Raw genomic sequence first — 17,523 nt, forward strand, 5'->3', positions numbered from 1 at the left:
GACTCACCCCTTCCGGTTCGTGGTCGTCGGTAACATCAGGTGGGCGGCGAAGAGCAGGAGCAGCAGCGCGGCACCGTAGAGCGCGCCCGCGGTGCCCGAGACGGCCTCCAGTACTGTGCCCAACCACGGGATCTGGTACCAGAGCACGCCGTGAACGTCGGCTGCCTGCACGGGCTCAGGGTCCGGATCCTCGTTGGCGTCGCCCTTGGTCACCAGCTCGGCGCCACCGGCGCCGTGCTCGACGGCCACCACGCGATGCGTGACCAGGAGATCCCCGTTGGCCGTGAACGTCACGATGTCGTTCTCCGCGATTTCCGCGACGGGGCGTTCCCTGGTCACGGCGAGCGATCCCGCTGGTAGCGCAGGCTCCATGCTGCCGGTCTGTACGATCACCGACTTCCCGCCTGCGGCGGCCGGAACGGCCACGGCCGCGACGGCCAGAGCGACGAGGCCTGCCACCACCAGCCAGAACAGCCACCCCGTCACGCGCCGCGTGGGGTGCACACGGCGCGTGACGGGCGTGGCGTGCTCGCCCGGACGGGGCTCGACGGCTGCAGTCACTCGCTCTCCCTGTTGCGTGGAACCTGCGGCGCCGGGGCCGCATCGATTCATGCTGACCCGCGCCGGTGGCGACGTCATCGTCAGAAGTGGGTATACGTGCCGGGGGCCGCACCGCGGTGATCCGATCGTTGTCGGCCAACCGGCGCATTTCCCCAGTATTGACGATGAGACGCGCCTGGCGCTCCGAGCAGGGTACGGACCAGTGCGGTGACAGCGCCGCAGGCACCGTCAATCGCCGGGCCCCGGCGATCGATCCGAAGGAGAGGGCAGGACAGGATGCGCATCGAGAAGAAGACGGCAGTCGGTGTCGCCGCCGCGGCCGCCGCCGCGCTGGCCATTACCGGCGGCACCTTCGCGACCTTCAGCGATACCGAGGAGGCCCCGAACCCCAGCATCACCGCGGGCACCCTCGACCTGACGACCGGGGGCGAGGAGCAGAGCGAGAGCTTCGCCATCGAGGACGTCGCACCCGGTTACTCCAGCGAGGAGGCCGGTGAGGGCAAGACGATCCAGTACGAGAACGAGGGGTCGATCGACGGGGACCTGACGTTGACCGTGGACTACTCCACCGACGAGGTCGGCTGCAACGACCCCGAGATCGACGCGGAGAAGGCGTTCTACGACGACGAGTCGATCGAGGACTGCGGTAACGACACCGAGCTCGACGAGCAGCTCTACGCCGAGATCATCGGACCGGACGGCACGGTGGCCGGTGAGGACCTGGTCGGGCACCTGAAGGGCGAGACCGTTGATGCGGGTGAACTCGGCGGTGGCGAGTCCCGTTCGTACACCGTCCACTTCTCCGTGCCCGACTCGGCAGGCAACGAGATCCAGAGCGACAAGGTCACGCTGGAGATCACGGCCGATCTCGAACAGAACGAGACGCAAGCCGACTGACCGCGACGTGATCACGGCCGGGCCGGCCGCAGCGGCCGGCCCGGCCTCGAATCCAGAGGACAGGAATGAGCCTCACGATCGGTTCCGGAGAGTCCGGCAACGGTAAGCACGGTCGCCGGGCACGGCGCGGGTCGGGACTCGCGCTTGCCGCTGGTGCGGCCGCGGCACTGCTGCTGGGGGCGAGCCTGGCAACCTCCGCGGCGTTCACCGATGCCACGACGGCCCCGGACGGGGAGGTCACCACGGCTACCGTGGTGTTCGGTGGGGATCGCGGCGAGTCGCTCGCCCTGGAGTACACCGGCCTCGTCCCGGGCGAGCCCCGGACCGGGACGCTCACCGTGGAGTACGACGGCACCATCCCGGCCGAGCTCGAGCTGCGGTTCCGCTCGGACGAGGCGTCGGTGTTCTGTACTGCCGGCGGTGAGCCGAAGCCGGGCGGCGGGCTGCTGGTCACGATCGACGGGGATACCGGTGAGTACTGTTCCCGCCTGAGGGGGGACCCGGTGCCGCTCGGCGAAGTCACGCCGGACGGCGGGGAGTTGACCACCGAGATCACCGTCGAGCTCGCCGAGGATTCCGGCACGAACTACAGTGGACTTTCCGTTCGGGACCGGTTCGTCGTCGGCGCGTCGAACGGCTTCACCGACCGCATCAGCGGCACGATCGACATCGGCACCGCCGGGATCGACGAGTCGCCACCGGCGACGCCGCCGGAGTGCGCGGCCGAGGGGATGACTTTCACTCCCGACCGGATCGTGGAGCTGACTCCCGGGCAGCGTGAGTGGGACGCCGTCGAGGAGTTCGGTCATGGCGCAGGCCCGTTCCTCGTGGTCGGTACGGACGGCGAGGACCGGATCACCGGGTCGAACAAGGGCGACTGCCTCGTCGGCGGCGGCGGTGCCGACGAGATCACCGGCGGGAACGGCTCGGACGTGCTGGTCGGCGGCGCGGGGCACGATCAGCTGTACGGTGGCAACGGCCCCGACCACCTCGACGGTGGCCCGGGCGGTGCTACCTGCGACGGTGGTCGTGGACCGACAACACGGGTCGATTGTGACGTCGAGACCGGCCGGGCGGACACGTCGCGGATGACGCCGACGCCTGCACCCGAACCGTCGGAGTCGCCCACGCCGTCGCAGGACGCCTCCGGAGACGAGCGCCCTACGACCACGAGCGCCACGAGCGGGGACGACGAAACGCCTGAGGAGACCACCGATTCCAGCACGACGTCGCCGACGCCGACGGCGACAGGTGAGCAGGAAGGCTCCACCGCCGGCGAGGAGGACGCCGATGAGCAGGAAGGGGAGGGTGACTCCGCGGGGTAACCCGGTCAGGCCGCCGGCACCTGCCAGTCAGCGGGGCTGGGCCGCATCGATGACCCCGTGGACGGCGTCGGCGATGCGCTCGGCCGCGCGGTCGGGCTCCGGCCGGCCGGCGTCCAGCCAGGCGATGACGGCCTCGATGGCTACGGTCGGCACCAGCCGGGCTGCCCACTGTGCCCAGTCCTCGTCGGGGATCAGGGCGGTGAGGTGGCGGTGGGCGACCTCGGTCGAGTAGGCGGCCAGTGAGTCGGTGAGGTCGCGGAACTCCGGCTCCCGCACAGCGTGGCGGAAGAGCAGCCGGAACCCGGCCGGGTCGGCCGAGGCCGCTCGCACGAACGCGGGGATGCTGTACTCGGTGAAGTTGTCCGCGCCCACCTGCTCGATCAGGTGTGTGCGCGCGCGATCGAGCACCGCCCGGTACAGCTCGGATTTCGACTCGAAGTGCCGGTAGAGGATGACCCTGCTGATCGCTGCCTCGGCCGCGACGTCGTCGAGCCCGGTGGCGGCGAACCCGCCGCGGGCGAACGCGCGCGTGGCGGCATCCAGGATCTGTGCACGACGTTCGGCACGGGGCATGCGCCGCGCCTGCCCTGCGGGGCCGCGCGCCGCCCGGCGTTCGGCCCGTCCTGCCACATCCATCGCACCTCCGCTTGTTTACTTGCGAGTCTACATGTAGCGTTGTTTACGTCAGGATAAACACTCTGGAGTCAATAAGGATGTCGCCGTGCTCGGTCAGCTGCCGTTCGAACAGGCCTCGCCCCTCGAGGTGCCACCCCTGCTTCGCCGGCTCCAGTTCACGGGGCCCGTGCACCGGATCCGCACGCGAGTAGGCGACGAGGCCTGGCTCGTGACCGGCTACGAGCACGTGCGCCTGCTGCTCGACGATGCTCGTCTCGGGCGGTCGCATCCCGACCCCGGCAACGCCGCGCGGTCCGCGGCATCGGCGATCTTCGGAGGGCCGCTGGGGTGTTACGAGACCGAGCAGGCCGACCACGCCCGCAGCGCGCGTTGCTGCAACCGTTCTTCTCGCCACGGCGTATGCGGGATCTCCGCCCACGTGTGGAGGCGCCGGCCACCGCGCTGCTGGACCACGTGGCGCGACAGGGTCCGCCGGTGGACCTGGTCGAGGAGCTGGCGTACCCGCTGCCGGTCCTGGTGATCTGTGAACTGCTCGGCGTGCCGTACGAGGACCGCGCGCGATTTCGCGCGTGGACACGGGAGGCCGCCGACGTGCGTGATCACGCTCGGTCCGAGCAGGCTCTCGGCGAGCTGTTCGACTACGGCCGGCGGCTGGTCGACCGCGAGCGCCTTCGCCGACCCAGAGCGTTTCGACATCACACGCCGGGCGGGGGTCCACCTCAGCTTCGGCCAGGGGTCGCGCTACTGCATCGGCGCGCCGCTGGCCCGTATCGAGCTGCGGGCGGCCGTCTCGCACCTGCTCGCGCGATTCCCGGCCGTGCGCCTGGCCGTGCCGGCGGGCGAGCTGCGGATCCGGGGCGAGCAGCTGACCGGCGGGCTCGTCGAGCTGCCGGTGACCTGGTGAGCCCGGCGAGCCCGACGAACCGGCGAGCACAGTGGAGGGCTATATGTCGACCAAGCGAGTCAATCACCCGGTATTTGCCCGGATCTACACCAGTATCAGCGGGGCGATGGAACGGGGCGGCATGACGGAGCATCGCCGGTAGTGCTCTGCTCGGTCCCGGATCAGGCCGTGGCGTTGAGGGAGATTCACCGGGTACTCCGGCCCGGTGGGCAGCTGCGCTTCCGCGAGCACGTCGGGGCCGACTCACCCGGGATGCGGCGGGTGCAGCGACTGATCGACGGCACCGTAGGACCGCGCGTCCTCGGTGGTTGCCACTGTGGACGCGACACCGCGGGAGTGATCGAGAACACGGGTTTCCGTATCGACCGGATCGAGCGGTTCCTGTTTCCCGAGGCACGAACGCCGCACTCCTACTACATCCTGGGTGCCGCCGTACGGGACGGGTGACCGCCGGCCGGGTCGATGAGGTGGCGGGTACGCCGCGTGACAGGGCAGCACTTCTACGCCTGCCGGTGTCAGTCGACGCACGCGATCCCCTCGTTCTTGATCCCACCGAGCCGACCTTCGGCGATACCGTTCATCCTGGTGAGGTCATCGACCGAGCTGAACGGTCGCAGGTTGACCACCTGGTCGGCGCGTTCCGGACCGATCTCGTAGATCTGTTGTAGCGCCCGGCGGCTCGCTGTGTTTATGTCGACCTGGTCCGACCGGCAGCCGCCGGAGCTGTCCGGCTCGTCCTCGGGGGATGGGCCGGCTTCCTGCTGCTCGGCCAGCTCCTCCTCGCGGGCATCGAGTTCTCTCTCCCGTTCGGCCAGCTCCTCCTCGCGGGTGTCCAGCTCGCTCTCCCGTTCGGCCAGCTCGTCGGAGCGTTGCGCGAGCTGGTCCTCGTGACGGGACAGGCCCGATTCCAGTTCATCGATTCGCGCGACGAGTTCTTCCGGCGTTGCGGAGGTATCCAGGTCAAGGGCCGTCGCGACGTCGTCCCACTCACCGGTCAGCTCCGCGATCTCGAGCTCGGTCCCGGAATCGGCCGTACCGTCCGTCGCGGACGCCCGTCCGATGAGGGCACCGACGAAGAAGGCTACGACCACGAGAACGACGAGCGTGCGTCGCCGCTTGTACCAAGCCACGGCACTGTCGTCTGTTGCCTGCATCGTCATATCGCTCCTCGGTGGCCGGTCGTGGGCCGGTTTCGTCTGCCCGCCGCCGGTAACGCCGGGTGTGATCGTGTGGTGTGTGCCGGTTCGTCGTATTCGAGTGGTCGGTTCGCGACAGCACGTCGTTACACGCGACGGCTGCTCCGTACGAGTGACTTCGGTGAGCGACGGCCCGCGTCAACACCACGAGCGGGACTTCCGCCGGGCGCAAGGCATGGGCCGGCGGGCGTTCGCGCTTCGACCCCGCCCTGGCGGGGCGTCACTCCCAGCGGAAGAACGTCGCCGCGACGGCGGTGGCGAGGCCGATAACGCCGAGCAGCACGAGGACCGGTAACGAGTTCTCGGACCACGTCTGTCCCATCCAGAGACCTTGGAGAAGCTCAACGAGCTGTGTCAGGGGCGAGAGCTGCGCTCCCTGCCGCACCCCGCCGGGTAGCACCGCCAACGGTACGGCTGCCCCGGACAGGATGATTAGTGGGAAGACGAGCACGTTGCCCACTCCCTGGGCGACTCCCTGGGAGGGAAGGACTGCCGCGAGGGCGTAGCCGACAGCGAGGAAGGTGAGTACGCTGAGCGCAGAGGCTGTGAGCACAGCGATGAGACTGCCGTGCGCGTGTGCGCCGAAGGCGAGGATCCCCACGACGAACATTACGGCGATACCGAGCATGGACAGCGCGAACCGGACCACGACGTCGGCCGCGATGTAGGTCAGCGGGCGTAGCGGGGTGGCGCGAAAGCGGCGCAGGGCACCTGTCTCGCGCTGGGTGACGATGTCGGTGGGCACCACGACGAGCCCGGAGATCGCGACCACGATCGCGGTGATACTGGCCAGGTTGGCATCGATGTAGCCGCGGTCGCCGAACTCGGGAACCGGGTCGTTGCCGAAGATGAGGCCCATGAGGAGAGCGAACAGGGGAGCGAAGGCGATCACGAAGAACACCGCGGCCGGCTCTCGCAGGGTCCTCTTCGTCTGGACGACGACGAGTTTGGCGGCAACGGTCATGCCGGCGCTCCCTCCCGCATCTGCCTGCCCGTGAGTTCGAGGAAGACGTCCTCGAGGCTGGGCTGTTCGGAACGCAGATCGTGCACCCTCTCGTCGACAGCGGCAAGCACGCCCATCACTTCCTGGGCGAAGCGGGCGCTGTTGCCGTGCACGACGACACGCCCCTCCAGGTGTTCGACGTAGCTGACTCCCGGCAGGGCTCGGAGGCGGTCGAGTGGTGGCGAGCCGTCGACGGCGAAGCTCATGTTGCCTTCCACTTCTGCAGCGGCGATGAGCTCGGGTACGGTGCCGAGCGCGACGATCCTGCCGTGGTCGACGATCGCGACGCGGTCGCAGAGGCGTTCTGCTTCCTCCATGAGGTGCGTGGTGAGCACGACGGTGGTGCCGCCGTCGCGGATATCCCGGATCACGTCCCAGATCGCCAGACGTGCCTGGGGGTCGAGGCCCGTGGTCAGCTCGTCGAGGAAGACGAGGTCCGGGTCGTTGACGAGCGCGAGGGCGATGAACACGCGCTGGCGCTGACCACCGGAGAGCGTCTCGACGTAGGAGCCGGTCTTGTTCTCGAGGCCGAGCCGGGCGAGGAGGTCGCGCCAGTCGGCCGGCTGCTCGTAGCAGGCCGCGAACAGGTCAAGGGCCTCTCCGACCTTCATGCGCTGCGGTAGCGCGGAGGTTTGGAACTGGACGCCGGTGCGCTCGCGTACGAGGCGCGTCTGGCGCTGGGGGTCGAGGCCGAGTACCCCGATGCTGCCGCTGTCGTGGGTGCGTAGCCCCTCGATGCACTCCACGAGAGTGGTCTTGCCTGCGCCGTTCGGTCCGATGATGCCGAAGATCTCGCCACGGTGGGCCTCGAAGGAAACTCCATCGACGGCCCGCACCTCACCGTAGTGCTTGACGACGTTCTCGCAGCCAAACGCCACCGAGCCGGAGCACCCCTCGTCTCCGGGGGCGCAGAAAGCCGTGCCCTCACCAGACCGCATCGAACCGTTTCCCCAGTACGTATGACGTGAATGATTGTCAAATCTACCGTGAGAGTCGTGTGCCGCGCAGCCGGTGCGTGACGTCGCCCGGCACGGTCGGCCACGGGTGCCGACCCCTGGCTCCGGCCGGTATCGGGCAGAATGTCGGCATGAGCAAGTACGCGGTAGTGACGTTCGTGCAGAAGCGCATCGCGAACCCGGTCGTGCGAAACGTGTTGCTGCGCGGCTGGTCGCTGCCCGGGCACGCGCTGCTGGAGACGACGGGGCGCAGGACCGGGCAGCAGCGGCTCACCCCGGTGGGCGACGGGTCGGATGGGGACACGTTCTGGATCGTCGCCGAGCACGGACGGCGCTCGGGGTACGTGCGCAACATCGAGACCACACCGCGGGTCAGAGTCAAGATCCGCGGCCGATGGCGGCACGGCACCGCGCACGTGCTCCCCGACGACGATCCCCGCGAACGCCAGCGGTACCTGAGTAAACGGCTGAGCGCCCGGCTCAACGCGGCGGCCGTGCGCTCCTTCGGCACGGACCTGCTGACCGTACGCATCGATCTCGATCCCGTGCGCTGACCGCACGGTCAGCATCCCGGCGCGGGGGCGCGGCGCGACACCGGACGGTACGGGGTTTGTTGCTCGAGGCCGGGCCGGACGCGAACCCTGCAAGCGCCCGGCCCGGCGAGAACCCCGAACTTGCGGCGAAGGAACCGCCGGCACGGAAGGCCTGAGAGCGATCCGGCGGCTCCCTCGTTCACCCGGCTACCCGGATGAGCCCACCGTTAAACGTCCACGCACGGCCGGTCGCGGCCACCGGCGGACGCCCCTACGGCAGGGCGATGACCTGGCCTGCGTAGCTGAGGCCTGCCCCGAATCCCAGGAGCAGTGCGGTGTCACCGGATGCGGACTGGCCGGAACTCAGCAGCGTGTCCATGGCAAGGGGGATGGACGCGCCGGAGGTGTTGCCCTGGTCAACGAGGTCGCGGGCGATCACGACCCTGTCGGCGAGCCCGAGCGAACCGGCGATGGCGGTCGTGATCCGGTTGTTGGCCTGGTGCGGGATGAACGCGTCCAGATCGGCGAGCGTCAACCCTGCCGCCGTCACGGCTTGCCTGCCCACGTCGGCGACGCTGGTCGTGGCCCAGCGGAACACCGCCTGCCCGTTCATCCGCATCGGCGGATACGGCGCGGCGGGGTCCTCGGCGAGCTCCTCGCGCCAGCGGGTCCAGCTGCGCTCCTGGGCGATCGCGTCACTGCGCGCGCCATCGCCGCCCCACACGACGGGCCCGATACCCGGCTGTGCCGACGCGCCGACAACCGCGGCGCCCGCCCCGTCGGCGAACAGGAACGCCGTGCCCCGGTCGGTGGGGTCGATCATGTCCATCATCCGTTCGGCACCGACCACGAGTACGGTCCGGGCGCTGCCGCCGCGGACGAAGTCGTTCGCCATGGCCAGGGCGTAGCAGAACCCGGCGCATGCCGCGGAGACGTCGAACGCGCCCGCCCCCGTCGCGCCGATGCGGTGGGCGAGCTCGCTCGCTGCCGCGGGGGTCTGCTTGAAGTGCGAGATGGTGGCGACGACGACGCAGTCGATCCCCTCGGCAGCGATCTCGCTGCGTTGCAATGCCACCCGTGCGGCCGCCTCGGCCATGTCCAGCAGCTCTTCCTCCTGGCCCGCCCAGCGGCGCGTGCGGATCCCCGAGCGGGTACGGATCCACTCGTCGCTCGAGGAGATCGGCCCGGCCACCTCGTCGTTGCCGACCAGTCGTCCCGGACGGTAGGCGCCCAGGCCGAGTATCCGGGTAAACCTCGGACCTGACTCGATCCGTATGGACGCACCCACCAAGCCACTCCCGATGCTGCCGACGGCCACCGACGTGGGGCACGGGGAATGTGCCCCACCCCAACAGAACCGTTACCAGCGGGTAGAACAACGAGGAGTGACGCAGATCGCTCCCGGTCTCCCGCGGACGGGCAGCCCGGTCACCGCGACGCGGTGGCACGCACCCCGGGCGCGACCGAGTGCGGTAGGACCGCGTGCGGCGGCTCGGGGTGCAGCACGGACACCTCGACACCGTCGTGGAACCGGTACGGGCGGTGCGCGAGGATGCCCCCGAAGTGCCTGCGCAGCCGCGACATCTCGGCCCGCACGGTGACCGTGCGGGCCGGATCGCCGAACAGGTCCCCGGCCAACTCGGCGGCAGACCGGCCCTCGCGGTGGCAGGCGAGGATGTAGAGCAGCTCCGCGTGCCGGGGGCTCAGCGTGTGCTGCCAGCTTCCGCCCGCACCCTGCACGCTCAGCGACCAGGTTCGTGGCGCGCTGACATCGAGGACCACGCGGACCACGCTCGTGGTGCCGGAGTCCTCGCCGTCGAGCATGCGGACGAGCCAGCCGCCGGGCAGTGGTTCCAGGGCGCACTGACCGAATGCCGGCAACCACGCGTGCCCCGCGACGCAGTCGCGGGGAAGCAGCACGCGGTCGACCGGGGCGACGCTGGTGGCCGCTGCGATCCAACCGTGCTTGTCGGTGATCAGTGCCGCGCCGGACTGCTTCGCCAGGACGCCCCCGGAGATGGCCCGTAGCCGTTCCAGCTCCCGGAGGTGCTCGGTACGCAACTGGGACTCGGCCAGCTTGGTCACGCTGGCGACGAGGGCGAGGGTGGTCGGGTTGACCGTCAGGGCCGGGCCCGAGACGTCTACGGCCCCCATCAGCCTGCCGTCACGGGGGTCGTGCAGCGGGGCGCAGGAGCACGTCCACGCGTGGTGGGTGCGGACGTAGTGCTCCGCCGAGTACACCTGCAGGGGCCGCTGGGTGACGAGAGCGGTGCCGATCGCGTTGGTGCCGACCACGTCCTCCATCCACGAGGCACCCTCGATGAACCCGAGCCCGTCCGCGCGCCGCCGTACCTGGCTGCTGCCGTCCCGCCAGAGCACGTAGCCGTCGGCGTCGACGATCACCATGATGTGCGCGGCTTCCTCGGCGACGCTGGTCAGACCTTCCCGCAGGATCGGTAGCGCGTCGGTGAGGCCGGAGTATCGCCTGCGCCCCTCGACCTCCTCCGGATCGAGCAGGGCGAAGCTCCCCCTGTCGGGGTCCAGCCCCTTGTCGAGCATCCGGTTCCAGGACGCCCGGATGACGTCGCGCACCTCGCTCGGTGGCCGGTCACCGCCGACGGCGGCCTGGTGCGCCCGCGCGAGGGCGCGCGCGTGCTGGCGGGGGTCGGCCCCCGCCGGCAGAGCGGCCTCGAGGTGCTCCTGCTTCAACCGGTGTCCCGATCTCGCTTGAAATGTTGCCTCCATCACAGTGTGGCGCGCCGGGGTCACAGGCGAAAGCCCGTTACTGCCGGTCCCTGCCGTGTACCGGCCGTCTGGTGGCCCTCGACTGGCCCTCGACTGGCCCTCGACTGGCCCTCGACTGGCCCCCGACTGGCCCCCGACTGGCCCTCGACTGGCACGGCCCGTCCGTACGGCGCCGCGTTACGCGGCGACCGGGTCGACGAGCACCTTCATCTCGGTGCCTGCGCGCAACGCCTCGAATCCCTCCTTCACCACCCGCTCCATCGGGACGTGCGTCACCCACCCGGTGGTGTCGTAATGGCCCCGCGCCATCAGCTCGATCACCGCCGCGTAGTCCTCACCCGTGTAGCAGAGCGAGCCGCGGATCCCCGACTCGCGCATCACCAGTTTGATCAGGCTCGTTTCCAGCGGGTGCTCGTAGATCGCCACCGAGATCAGGTTCCGTCTGTGCGCGAGGCAGTCCAGACCTGCCTCGACGCTGGCCCGCACGCCGGCCGCGTCGTAGGCGGCGTCGGCACCGCGCCCGCGGGTACGCTCCCGGATGTGACTCGCCGGGTCTACCCGTGTGGGGTCGATGACGTCCTCCGCCCCGAGCGACTCCACAGCGGCCCTGCGGACCTGGGACGGCTCGACAACGGTCACCCGCGGCACGCCGAGGCCGCGCAACGCGAACCAGATACCGATCCCGATCGGCCCGGCACCGAACACCACGGCGTGCTCACCGGGCTCGCCGAGCCTCGCAGCGTGGTAGGCCACCGCCATCGGCTCGACGAGTGCGCCCAGCTCGGTGGACACCTCCTCGGGAAGCACGTGCACCATCCGCGCCGGAACGACGGTGTACTCGGCCATGCCACCGTCCGACATCAACCCGTGGAAGCCGATCGACTGGCAGACGTTGTAGTGCCCGTCCCTGCACGGTGGGCACTCGTCGCACCGGTATACCGGCTCGATCGCCACACGGTCCCCCGCCGCGATGCCGGTAACTCCGTCACCGACCTCGGTGACGGTCCCGGAGAACTCGTGCCCGAGCACGAGCGGCGCCGCCCGTCCGGTGAGCGGGTGTGGCTCGGTGGGGACGAAGATCGGACCGGCGAAGTACTCGTGCAGGTCGGTGCCACAAATACCGTTGTGGGCCACCCGGACCTTCACTTCTCCCGCACCGCACTCCGGTTCCGGGACCTCGTCGACGGCGACGTGCTCGCGTCCGTTGTAGATAACCGCTCGCATCCGTTACCCCTCCGGCGTTCCGGCTACACTCTCGACCGCGCGTACGACGGCGTTGGGCTGTTCCATGTGCACCATGTGGCCGGCGCCGTCGATGTAGCTCACCGCTGTTCGTGCGGCGAGCTGCTCGGCGTTGTCCGGGGGGAGTACCCGGTCGGCACGTCCCCACACCACCGCGAGCGGGGCCCGCACCCGTGTGAGCTCGGGCACGGCGTCGATGCCGGGCCGGTCGCCGTCCAGCAGGGTGCCGAGCAGCGTGTTGAGGACCTGGTCCACGCCGTCCAGCCGTTTGAACTTCATCAGGTCGTCGGCGAGCTGCCGGGTCACCTGCTGCGGATCGGCGAACAGCTGGGTCAGGTGCGGCTTGAGCTCGCGTCGCGACGTCGCTGCGGCGAACCCGCGCAGGTACTCGGCGTTGACCTGCTCGCCGAACCCTGCCGGTGCCACCAGCGTCAGCGAGGCGACCCTGGCGGGCTCGGTTGCTGCCACGGCCGTCACCACCGCACCGCCGAGGGAATGCCCGACCAGGTGTGCTCGCTCGATGCCGAGGGCGTCGAGGAACCCCCGCACCGTGGTGGCGAGCGTTTCCAGCGAGCCGTCCCCGACATCCTTCGTGGATTCGCCGTGCCCGGGAAGGTCGAGCGCGTGCACGGTGCGCGTTGCTGACAGCGGCTCCTGCACGAACAGCCACGAGTTCTTGTCACCGCCGTAGCCGTGTACGAGCACGACCGTTTCCTCGCCCGTGCCGAGGGTGGCGTACGAGATCGTACGCCCGCCGACCTCGACGGCGCCGGTCATCGGTCCCGTCACCTCCTCGACGGCGCCGGACTCGATCTCCTCCCTGGCCTGCTCGGCTGCTTGTTCGATCTCGTCCTCGGCCACCTCGGCCGGGGCGATGAGCGCGATCGTCGCCCCGACGGGTACGTCCTCGCCCGCCTTCGCGACGATCGCCCGCAGGATCCCGGCGTCCGCCGACTCGAGTGTGCCCGCGATCTTGTCGGTGTCGATGTCGGCGAGCTCGTCCCCGTCGGCGACCTCGTCACCGACGCCCGCGAGCCAGTCAGTGATCTTGCCGCTGGACATGGACAGTCCCCACTTGGGCATCACCACGGTCTTGATGGCCTCGTTCATGCGTTCTGCCCACCCATGACCGTCTTGACGGCGTTGACAACGCGCTGCGCGTCGGGAATGTAGAGCGGTTCGAGGGCGTCCGAGAACGGCACGGGCGTGTGCGGCGCGGTGACCATCTCGATCGGCGCCCGCAGCGAGGAGAACGCTTCCCTGGCCACCAGTGCCGAGACGTCCGTGGCCACGTTGCAGCGCGGGTTCGACTCGTCGACGACGACGAGCCGTCCGGTGCTGGCGACGCTTTCCAGGATCGTCTCGTCATCCAGCGGGCTGGTGGTGCGCAGGTCGAGCACGTCGGCGCTGATCCCGGAGGTGGCGAGCTCGCCGGCGGCCTCCTCGGCAACGTGCACCATACGCCCGAGCGCGACGATCGTGACGTCCTCGCCGTCGCGTACCACGTTGGCCTCGCCGAACGGGATCGTGTAGCTGTCCTCCGGTACATCGGCCGTGGTGTCGTACAGCGCCTTGTGCTCGCAGAAGATGACCGGGTCGTCGTCCCGTACGGCCTGGGTCATCAGGCCTTTGGCCTCGTAGGCGTTCGAGGGCAGCACCACCTTGAGTCCAGGGATGTGGGTGAACAGCGGGTACAGCGACTGCGAGTGCTGCGCCGCCGCGTTCAGCCCGGCCCCGTACATCGTGCGGATCACCACGGGCGTGACGGCCTTGCCGCCGAACATGTACCGGAACTTGGCCGCCTGGTTGAAGATCTGGTCGAAACACACGCCCATGAAGTCGATGAACATCAACTCGGCGACGGGACGTTGCCCGCGGGTGGCCGCGCCGATGGCGGCGCCGATGAACGCGGACTCGGAGATCGGTGTGTCCAGCACCCGACCCGGGAACTTGTGGTAGAGGCCCTTGGTGACGCCGAGGACGCCGCCCCAGGCATCCTGTTCGCCGGAGCCTCCGGCGCCCCCGGCGTTGTCCTCTCCCATCACGATCACCGAGGAGTCCCTCTCCATCTCCTGGGTGAGCGCTTCGTTGATCGCTTCGCGATAGCTGATCGTGCGTGCCATGGTTATCGCTCCCTGCGCGAGCTCGTGGGGTCAGTAGGAGACGTAGACGTCGGTTTCCAGATCGGACCGGGTGGGCCTCGGTGCTTGCTTTGCCTCGGCGACCGCGGCGTCGATCAGCGCGAATACCTCGCCGTCGATGCTTTCCAAACCGGCCTCGTCCAGCAGGCCCGTCCCTGTGACGCGGGACCGGAACGCCTTCAGGCAGTCGACGGTCTCGCGGGCCTGCTTGACCTCGTCGAGGCGGTAACTCTGCTGGTCGCCCTCGAAGTGCCCGTAGTAGCGGGTGAACTTCACCTCGATCAGAGTCGGCCCGCCCCCTCCACGGGCCCGCTCGATCGCCTCACCGGCAGCCTCGTGCACGGCGAAGAAGTCGAAACCGTCCACGATCACGCCGGGGATGCCGAAACCCGCCGCGCGGTCCGCGATGTTGTCCGCGGCCACCGACCACGCGCTGGCTGTCGCCTCGGCGAAGCCGTTGTTCTCGGCGACGAAGATGGCAGGCAGGCCCCACACCGAGGCGAGGTTCAACGACTCCAGCGTGGTGCCCTGGTTGCTGGCACCGTCGCCGAAGAACGCGACGCCGACGCCCCCGGTGTTCTGCTGCTTGGACGCCAGTGCGGTGCCGCAGATCAGCGGCGGGCCGCCGCCGACGATGCCGTTGGCGCCGAGCATGCCCTTGGACAGGTCCGCGATGTGCATGGAACCGCCCTTGCCCTGGCAGGCTCCGGTCCTGCGGCCGTAGATCTCGGCCATCATCGCCTTGACGTCCACGCCCTTGGCGATGCAGTGGCCGTGCCCCCTGTGCGTGCTCGCGATCGAGTCCCGGTCGTCCAGGTGCATGCACACGCCGGTCGCCGAGGCTTCCTCGCCGGCGTAGAGATGCACGAACCCGGGGATGTCCCCGGAGGCGAACTCCTCGTGCAGGCGTTCCTCGAACGCGCGGATGGTGCGCATCGTGCGGTACGCCTCGCGTAGTCTCTGTGCGTCCAGGCCGCCGGGTACCGGCGTGGGCAGCGTGTCAGTCATGGCTGGTTCTCCAATCCGCGCCGTGTGCGGCGCTGTGCGGGTCAGTGGTGTGAGCGCAGCAGTCCTTCGCCCGCTGCTTCGGACATGACCGCGGCGATGTCGACGCAGAGCGAACCGTCGTCGCGCAGCCGTACGCTCGCCGCGCGATCGCCGTGCAGTTCGATCTCCCGCTCGCCGTCGACGGCGATGACCCCGCTGGTGGCGGTGACGGGTCGGGCTTCCCCGCTACGCAGTACGCACCAATCCAGCACCCCGACGGGAAGCACCACCCCCGGCGCGATCGGCGCGCGCACGACGACCGGGGCCGAGTCGACGGAGCCGAGCCGGAGTACGACCCCCTGGGGTTTCTCCCGCGGGCTCGGGCAGATCAGGCCCGCGATCGAGGACAGCCCGACCGCGTCCGGTTCGGCGAAGGCGCAGTAGATCTCGGAGACCGCGGTGGGGTCCCAGAGTGCTCGGGAACCGACGAAGTGCGCGGCGCACACGCCGACGTCGACCAGCGCGCGTTCGCGGCGGTCGCCTGCGTCCACATCGAGAATCCGGGCGCGCGTCGTCGCGGTTGCCGGGTCCACGGCGCCGGTCGCGACCAGGCCTGCGGCCACACCGGCGACGGTGGCCTCACGCAGTCGCGGGAAGACGTTGTTGGTGCCGGTCGACAGCGCCATCAGTGGAACATCACGACGCGCCCCTGTCGGTGCCGGGTGATCGAGGATGGCCGATGCCGCCACGCGTGCCGTGCCGTCCCCGCCGAGGCAGATGACCACCCGCGCGCCGGCGTCGAGCATGCGGCCGACCGCGTTTCGGGTGTCCTGCGCGCTGTTCGTCGGCACGTCCTCATCCAGGAAGGTGACGTGCGGCCACGGCGGGTCCGCGCCTGGCCTGCGCCTGTTGCGCGCCCGCAGGACCCCGGCGGAGATGCCGCCGAGGTCGACCGAAAGCAACGCGGAGTCCACGCCCGTCGCGGCGAGCCCGGCCAGGATCCGCTGCACCATGTCGGCCTTCTCGGTCGTCGGGAACACCGACGCCTGCGCCACCAGTCTCCGGATGTCGCGGCCGGATGCGGGATTGGCCACGATGCCTACGGCCACGTCCGCGTCCCGATCCGGCACAGTAACCTCCCAGCGTCGCAGGCCTGGCGTGACCGTGCTCACGTTCGGCCGTGGTCCGATCACACACCGGGCGCGCCACGCCGGGAAAGGGTTGCAATGCGTTGCATCGGGTAGCGCAGATCCGGGACCGAACCGGAGCCACCGTCCGGAGCCACCACTGCCGGGTGGCTCGCTTCGTGTGCCCTGCGTGCCACCGCCGGTGCAGCGGCACCGGTGAAGTACCGTTGCCGGATACGTCGAATGTGACCGGGCAGCGGCAGGAGGACAGGTTCACTTGTTGCAATCAGGCATGACATCGGCTTCCGGTGAGACGGTCGCCCCCCTGGCACAGGCGGACTCGGTATCCGACTGGTTCACGTCCAATATCGGCACGTTCGTCTCGGGGCTCGTCAATGTCGTCATCATCGTCGTGGTGGCGATCGTGCTGCGTTTCGTGGCACATCGGTTGATCACCCGTCTGGTCAAACGCGTCATCAGTTCGCATCAACGTCTCAACCAGACGAAGAACAAGGTCAGCCGGCAGGTCAGGGAGACATCGGAGGAGGCGAAGCTGCGCGAGGAACGGCGAGCGCAGCACGCGCACACCGTCGGCGGCGTGCTCGGCAGCGTAGCCACACTCGTCATCTTCGGTGCGGCCTTCGTGATGATCCTGGGTGAGTTCGGGATGCACATCGGGCCGATCCTGGCCAGTGCAGGTGTGCTCGGTCTCGCGATCGGATTCGGTGCGCAGAGCCTCGTGCAGGACTTCCTGGCCGGGCTGTTCATGATGACCGAGGACCAGTTCGGGATCGGTGACGTGATCGACGTCGGCGAGGCCGTCGGCACCGTCGAGGCCATGACCCTGCGCATCACCAAGATCCGCGACCTCGACGGCGGGCTGTGGCACGTACGCAACGGGGAGATCCTGCGTGTGTGCAACATGAACCAGGACTGGGCGAACTCCGTTGTGGAGATTCCGCTCGACTACTCGGTGGACCTGCCGCAGGCAAAGCAGGTGATCGAGGACAGCCTGCGGGAGTTCGCGAACGACCCCGAGTACCAGGCACAGATCCTCGAGCAGCCCGATGTCAGCGGAGTGGTCGGTATCGGCAACGGCGCGATGACCATGCGGATCATCACCAAGACGCAGCCGGGCGCGCAGTGGGCGCTCGGGCGCGCGGTGCGTGCCCACCTCAAGGAGCGGTTCGACAGGGAAGGCATCCAGGTCGCCCACCCCGTGCTGTACCGCAGCGGTGCCGGAGCAGCTCAGCAGGGCTGACCGGGCACC

19 protein-coding genes are annotated in these 17,523 nt (G+C 69.4%); 7 read left to right on the plus strand and 12 right to left on the minus strand.

What is annotated here, in order from left to right; translation table 11 throughout:
- Nucleotides 1-3: 3 nt before the first annotated feature.
- On the minus strand, nt 4-561 hold the full coding sequence (locus CHB84_RS13700; RefSeq protein WP_176439951.1) for a signal peptidase I: 558 nt from the start codon (nt 559-561) through the stop codon (nt 4-6).
- Nucleotides 562-837: 276 nt separating this feature from the next.
- On the opposite strand from CHB84_RS13700, the gene CHB84_RS13705 reads away from it, so the two are divergent.
- The gene (locus CHB84_RS13705) at nt 838-1,458 is read left to right on the plus strand and encodes a TasA family protein (protein ID WP_089301995.1); all 621 of its coding nucleotides are present in this window, start codon (nt 838-840) and stop codon (nt 1,456-1,458) included.
- A 65-nt stretch (nt 1,459-1,523) separates the two neighbouring features.
- A complete protein-coding gene (locus tag CHB84_RS23240; RefSeq protein WP_089301996.1) occupies nt 1,524-2,783 on the plus strand; it encodes a hypothetical protein in 1,260 nt (419 codons plus the stop codon).
- A gap of 27 nt (nt 2,784-2,810) precedes the next feature.
- On the opposite strand, the gene CHB84_RS13715 is transcribed toward CHB84_RS23240, so the two are convergent.
- The gene (locus tag CHB84_RS13715; RefSeq protein ID WP_089301997.1) at nt 2,811-3,419 is read right to left on the minus strand and encodes a TetR/AcrR family transcriptional regulator; all 609 of its coding nucleotides are present in this window, start codon (nt 3,417-3,419) and stop codon (nt 2,811-2,813) included.
- Nucleotides 3,420-3,504: 85 nt separating this feature from the next.
- Between CHB84_RS13715 and CHB84_RS23920 the strand changes: the two genes are divergently transcribed.
- The 3 genes from CHB84_RS23920 to CHB84_RS13725 all read left to right on the plus strand — a co-directional run bounded on the left by CHB84_RS23920 (nt 3,505) and on the right by CHB84_RS13725 (nt 4,770).
- Nucleotides 3,505-3,939 carry a hypothetical protein gene (locus CHB84_RS23920; protein WP_217898547.1) on the plus strand — a complete coding sequence of 145 codons (435 nt, stop codon included), beginning with the start codon at nt 3,505-3,507 and terminating at the stop codon, nt 3,937-3,939.
- Nucleotides 3,940-4,014: 75 nt separating this feature from the next.
- Entirely contained in the window at nt 4,015-4,323 is a 309-nt protein-coding gene (locus CHB84_RS23925) for a cytochrome P450 (protein WP_342743967.1), read from the plus strand.
- A 141-nt stretch (nt 4,324-4,464) separates the two neighbouring features.
- Complete coding sequence (locus tag CHB84_RS13725; protein WP_089301998.1) at nt 4,465-4,770, plus strand: methyltransferase domain-containing protein; 306 nt, start codon at nt 4,465-4,467, stop codon at nt 4,768-4,770.
- 68 nt (nt 4,771-4,838) lie between these two features.
- On the opposite strand, the gene CHB84_RS13730 is transcribed toward CHB84_RS13725, so the two are convergent.
- From CHB84_RS13730 to CHB84_RS13740, 3 genes are all read right to left on the minus strand, one after another.
- The gene (locus CHB84_RS13730; RefSeq protein WP_089301999.1) at nt 4,839-5,483 is read right to left on the minus strand and encodes a ComEA family DNA-binding protein; all 645 of its coding nucleotides are present in this window, start codon (nt 5,481-5,483) and stop codon (nt 4,839-4,841) included.
- A gap of 256 nt (nt 5,484-5,739) precedes the next feature.
- Nucleotides 5,740-6,483, minus strand: coding sequence for an ABC transporter permease (locus CHB84_RS13735; protein WP_089302000.1), 744 nt, complete (start codon nt 6,481-6,483; stop codon nt 5,740-5,742).
- The gene (locus tag CHB84_RS13740) at nt 6,480-7,460 is read right to left on the minus strand and encodes an ABC transporter ATP-binding protein (RefSeq protein ID WP_089302001.1); all 981 of its coding nucleotides are present in this window, start codon (nt 7,458-7,460) and stop codon (nt 6,480-6,482) included. The genes CHB84_RS13735 and CHB84_RS13740 overlap by 4 nt, the downstream gene beginning before the upstream one ends.
- Before the next feature lie 149 nt (nt 7,461-7,609).
- Here CHB84_RS13740 and CHB84_RS13745 point away from each other — a divergent pair, with 149 nt between their 5' ends.
- Entirely contained in the window at nt 7,610-8,032 is a 423-nt protein-coding gene (locus tag CHB84_RS13745; RefSeq protein WP_089302090.1) for a nitroreductase/quinone reductase family protein, read from the plus strand.
- Nucleotides 8,033-8,282: 250 nt separating this feature from the next.
- On the opposite strand, the gene CHB84_RS13750 is transcribed toward CHB84_RS13745, so the two are convergent.
- From CHB84_RS13750 to CHB84_RS13780, 7 genes are all read right to left on the minus strand, one after another.
- The gene (locus CHB84_RS13750) at nt 8,283-9,299 is read right to left on the minus strand and encodes a beta-ketoacyl-ACP synthase III (RefSeq protein WP_089302091.1); all 1,017 of its coding nucleotides are present in this window, start codon (nt 9,297-9,299) and stop codon (nt 8,283-8,285) included.
- 140 nt (nt 9,300-9,439) lie between these two features.
- Nucleotides 9,440-10,720 carry a helix-turn-helix domain-containing protein gene (locus CHB84_RS13755; RefSeq protein ID WP_245818730.1) on the minus strand — a complete coding sequence of 427 codons (1,281 nt, stop codon included), beginning with the start codon at nt 10,718-10,720 and terminating at the stop codon, nt 9,440-9,442.
- Between the two features lie 213 nt (nt 10,721-10,933).
- Nucleotides 10,934-11,980 (minus strand): 2,3-butanediol dehydrogenase, encoded by a 1,047-nt coding sequence (locus tag CHB84_RS13760; RefSeq protein ID WP_089302003.1) that lies wholly within the window; start codon nt 11,978-11,980, stop codon nt 10,934-10,936.
- 3 nt (nt 11,981-11,983) lie between these two features.
- On the minus strand, nt 11,984-13,108 hold the full coding sequence (locus CHB84_RS13765; RefSeq protein ID WP_089302004.1) for an acetoin dehydrogenase dihydrolipoyllysine-residue acetyltransferase subunit: 1,125 nt from the start codon (nt 13,106-13,108) through the stop codon (nt 11,984-11,986).
- Nucleotides 13,105-14,121, minus strand: coding sequence for an alpha-ketoacid dehydrogenase subunit beta (locus CHB84_RS13770; RefSeq protein WP_089302005.1), 1,017 nt, complete (start codon nt 14,119-14,121; stop codon nt 13,105-13,107). The genes CHB84_RS13765 and CHB84_RS13770 overlap by 4 nt, the downstream gene beginning before the upstream one ends.
- A gap of 30 nt (nt 14,122-14,151) precedes the next feature.
- Nucleotides 14,152-15,147, minus strand: coding sequence for a thiamine pyrophosphate-dependent dehydrogenase E1 component subunit alpha (locus CHB84_RS13775; RefSeq protein ID WP_089302006.1), 996 nt, complete (start codon nt 15,145-15,147; stop codon nt 14,152-14,154).
- Nucleotides 15,148-15,188: 41 nt separating this feature from the next.
- Nucleotides 15,189-16,256, minus strand: a complete 1,068-nt coding sequence (locus CHB84_RS13780) for an NAD(+)/NADH kinase (RefSeq protein ID WP_245818731.1) — start codon at nt 16,254-16,256, stop codon at nt 15,189-15,191.
- A 289-nt stretch (nt 16,257-16,545) separates the two neighbouring features.
- On the opposite strand from CHB84_RS13780, the gene CHB84_RS13785 reads away from it, so the two are divergent.
- Complete coding sequence (locus CHB84_RS13785; protein WP_176439952.1) at nt 16,546-17,514, plus strand: mechanosensitive ion channel family protein; 969 nt, start codon at nt 16,546-16,548, stop codon at nt 17,512-17,514.
- The last annotated feature ends 9 nt before the right edge of the window (nt 17,515-17,523 follow it).

Origin of the sequence: Haloechinothrix alba, from assembly GCF_900188115.1 — a bacterium.
Taxonomy (GTDB): domain Bacteria; phylum Actinomycetota; class Actinomycetes; order Mycobacteriales; family Pseudonocardiaceae; genus Haloechinothrix; species Haloechinothrix alba.

Coding starts and splice junctions, on each gene's coding strand:
- CHB84_RS13730 (WP_089301999.1), bottom strand. CDS start 5,483: ATGACGATGCAGGCAACAGACGACAGTGCCGTGGCTTGGTACAAGCGG.
- CHB84_RS13715 (WP_089301997.1), bottom strand. CDS start 3,419: ATGGATGTGGCAGGACGGGCCGAACGCCGGGCGGCGCGCGGCCCCGCA.
- CHB84_RS13770 (WP_089302005.1), bottom strand. CDS start 14,121: ATGGCACGCACGATCAGCTATCGCGAAGCGATCAACGAAGCGCTCACC.
- CHB84_RS13735 (WP_089302000.1), bottom strand. CDS start 6,483: ATGACCGTTGCCGCCAAACTCGTCGTCGTCCAGACGAAGAGGACCCTG.
- CHB84_RS23240 (WP_089301996.1), top strand. CDS start 1,524: ATGAGCCTCACGATCGGTTCCGGAGAGTCCGGCAACGGTAAGCACGGT.
- CHB84_RS13760 (WP_089302003.1), bottom strand. CDS start 11,980: ATGCGAGCGGTTATCTACAACGGACGCGAGCACGTCGCCGTCGACGAG.
- CHB84_RS13740 (WP_089302001.1), bottom strand. CDS start 7,460: ATGCGGTCTGGTGAGGGCACGGCTTTCTGCGCCCCCGGAGACGAGGGG.
- CHB84_RS13765 (WP_089302004.1), bottom strand. CDS start 13,108: ATGAACGAGGCCATCAAGACCGTGGTGATGCCCAAGTGGGGACTGTCC.
- CHB84_RS13775 (WP_089302006.1), bottom strand. CDS start 15,147: ATGACTGACACGCTGCCCACGCCGGTACCCGGCGGCCTGGACGCACAG.
- CHB84_RS13785 (WP_176439952.1), top strand. CDS start 16,546: ATGACATCGGCTTCCGGTGAGACGGTCGCCCCCCTGGCACAGGCGGAC.
- CHB84_RS13745 (WP_089302090.1), top strand. CDS start 7,610: ATGAGCAAGTACGCGGTAGTGACGTTCGTGCAGAAGCGCATCGCGAAC.
- CHB84_RS13705 (WP_089301995.1), top strand. CDS start 838: ATGCGCATCGAGAAGAAGACGGCAGTCGGTGTCGCCGCCGCGGCCGCC.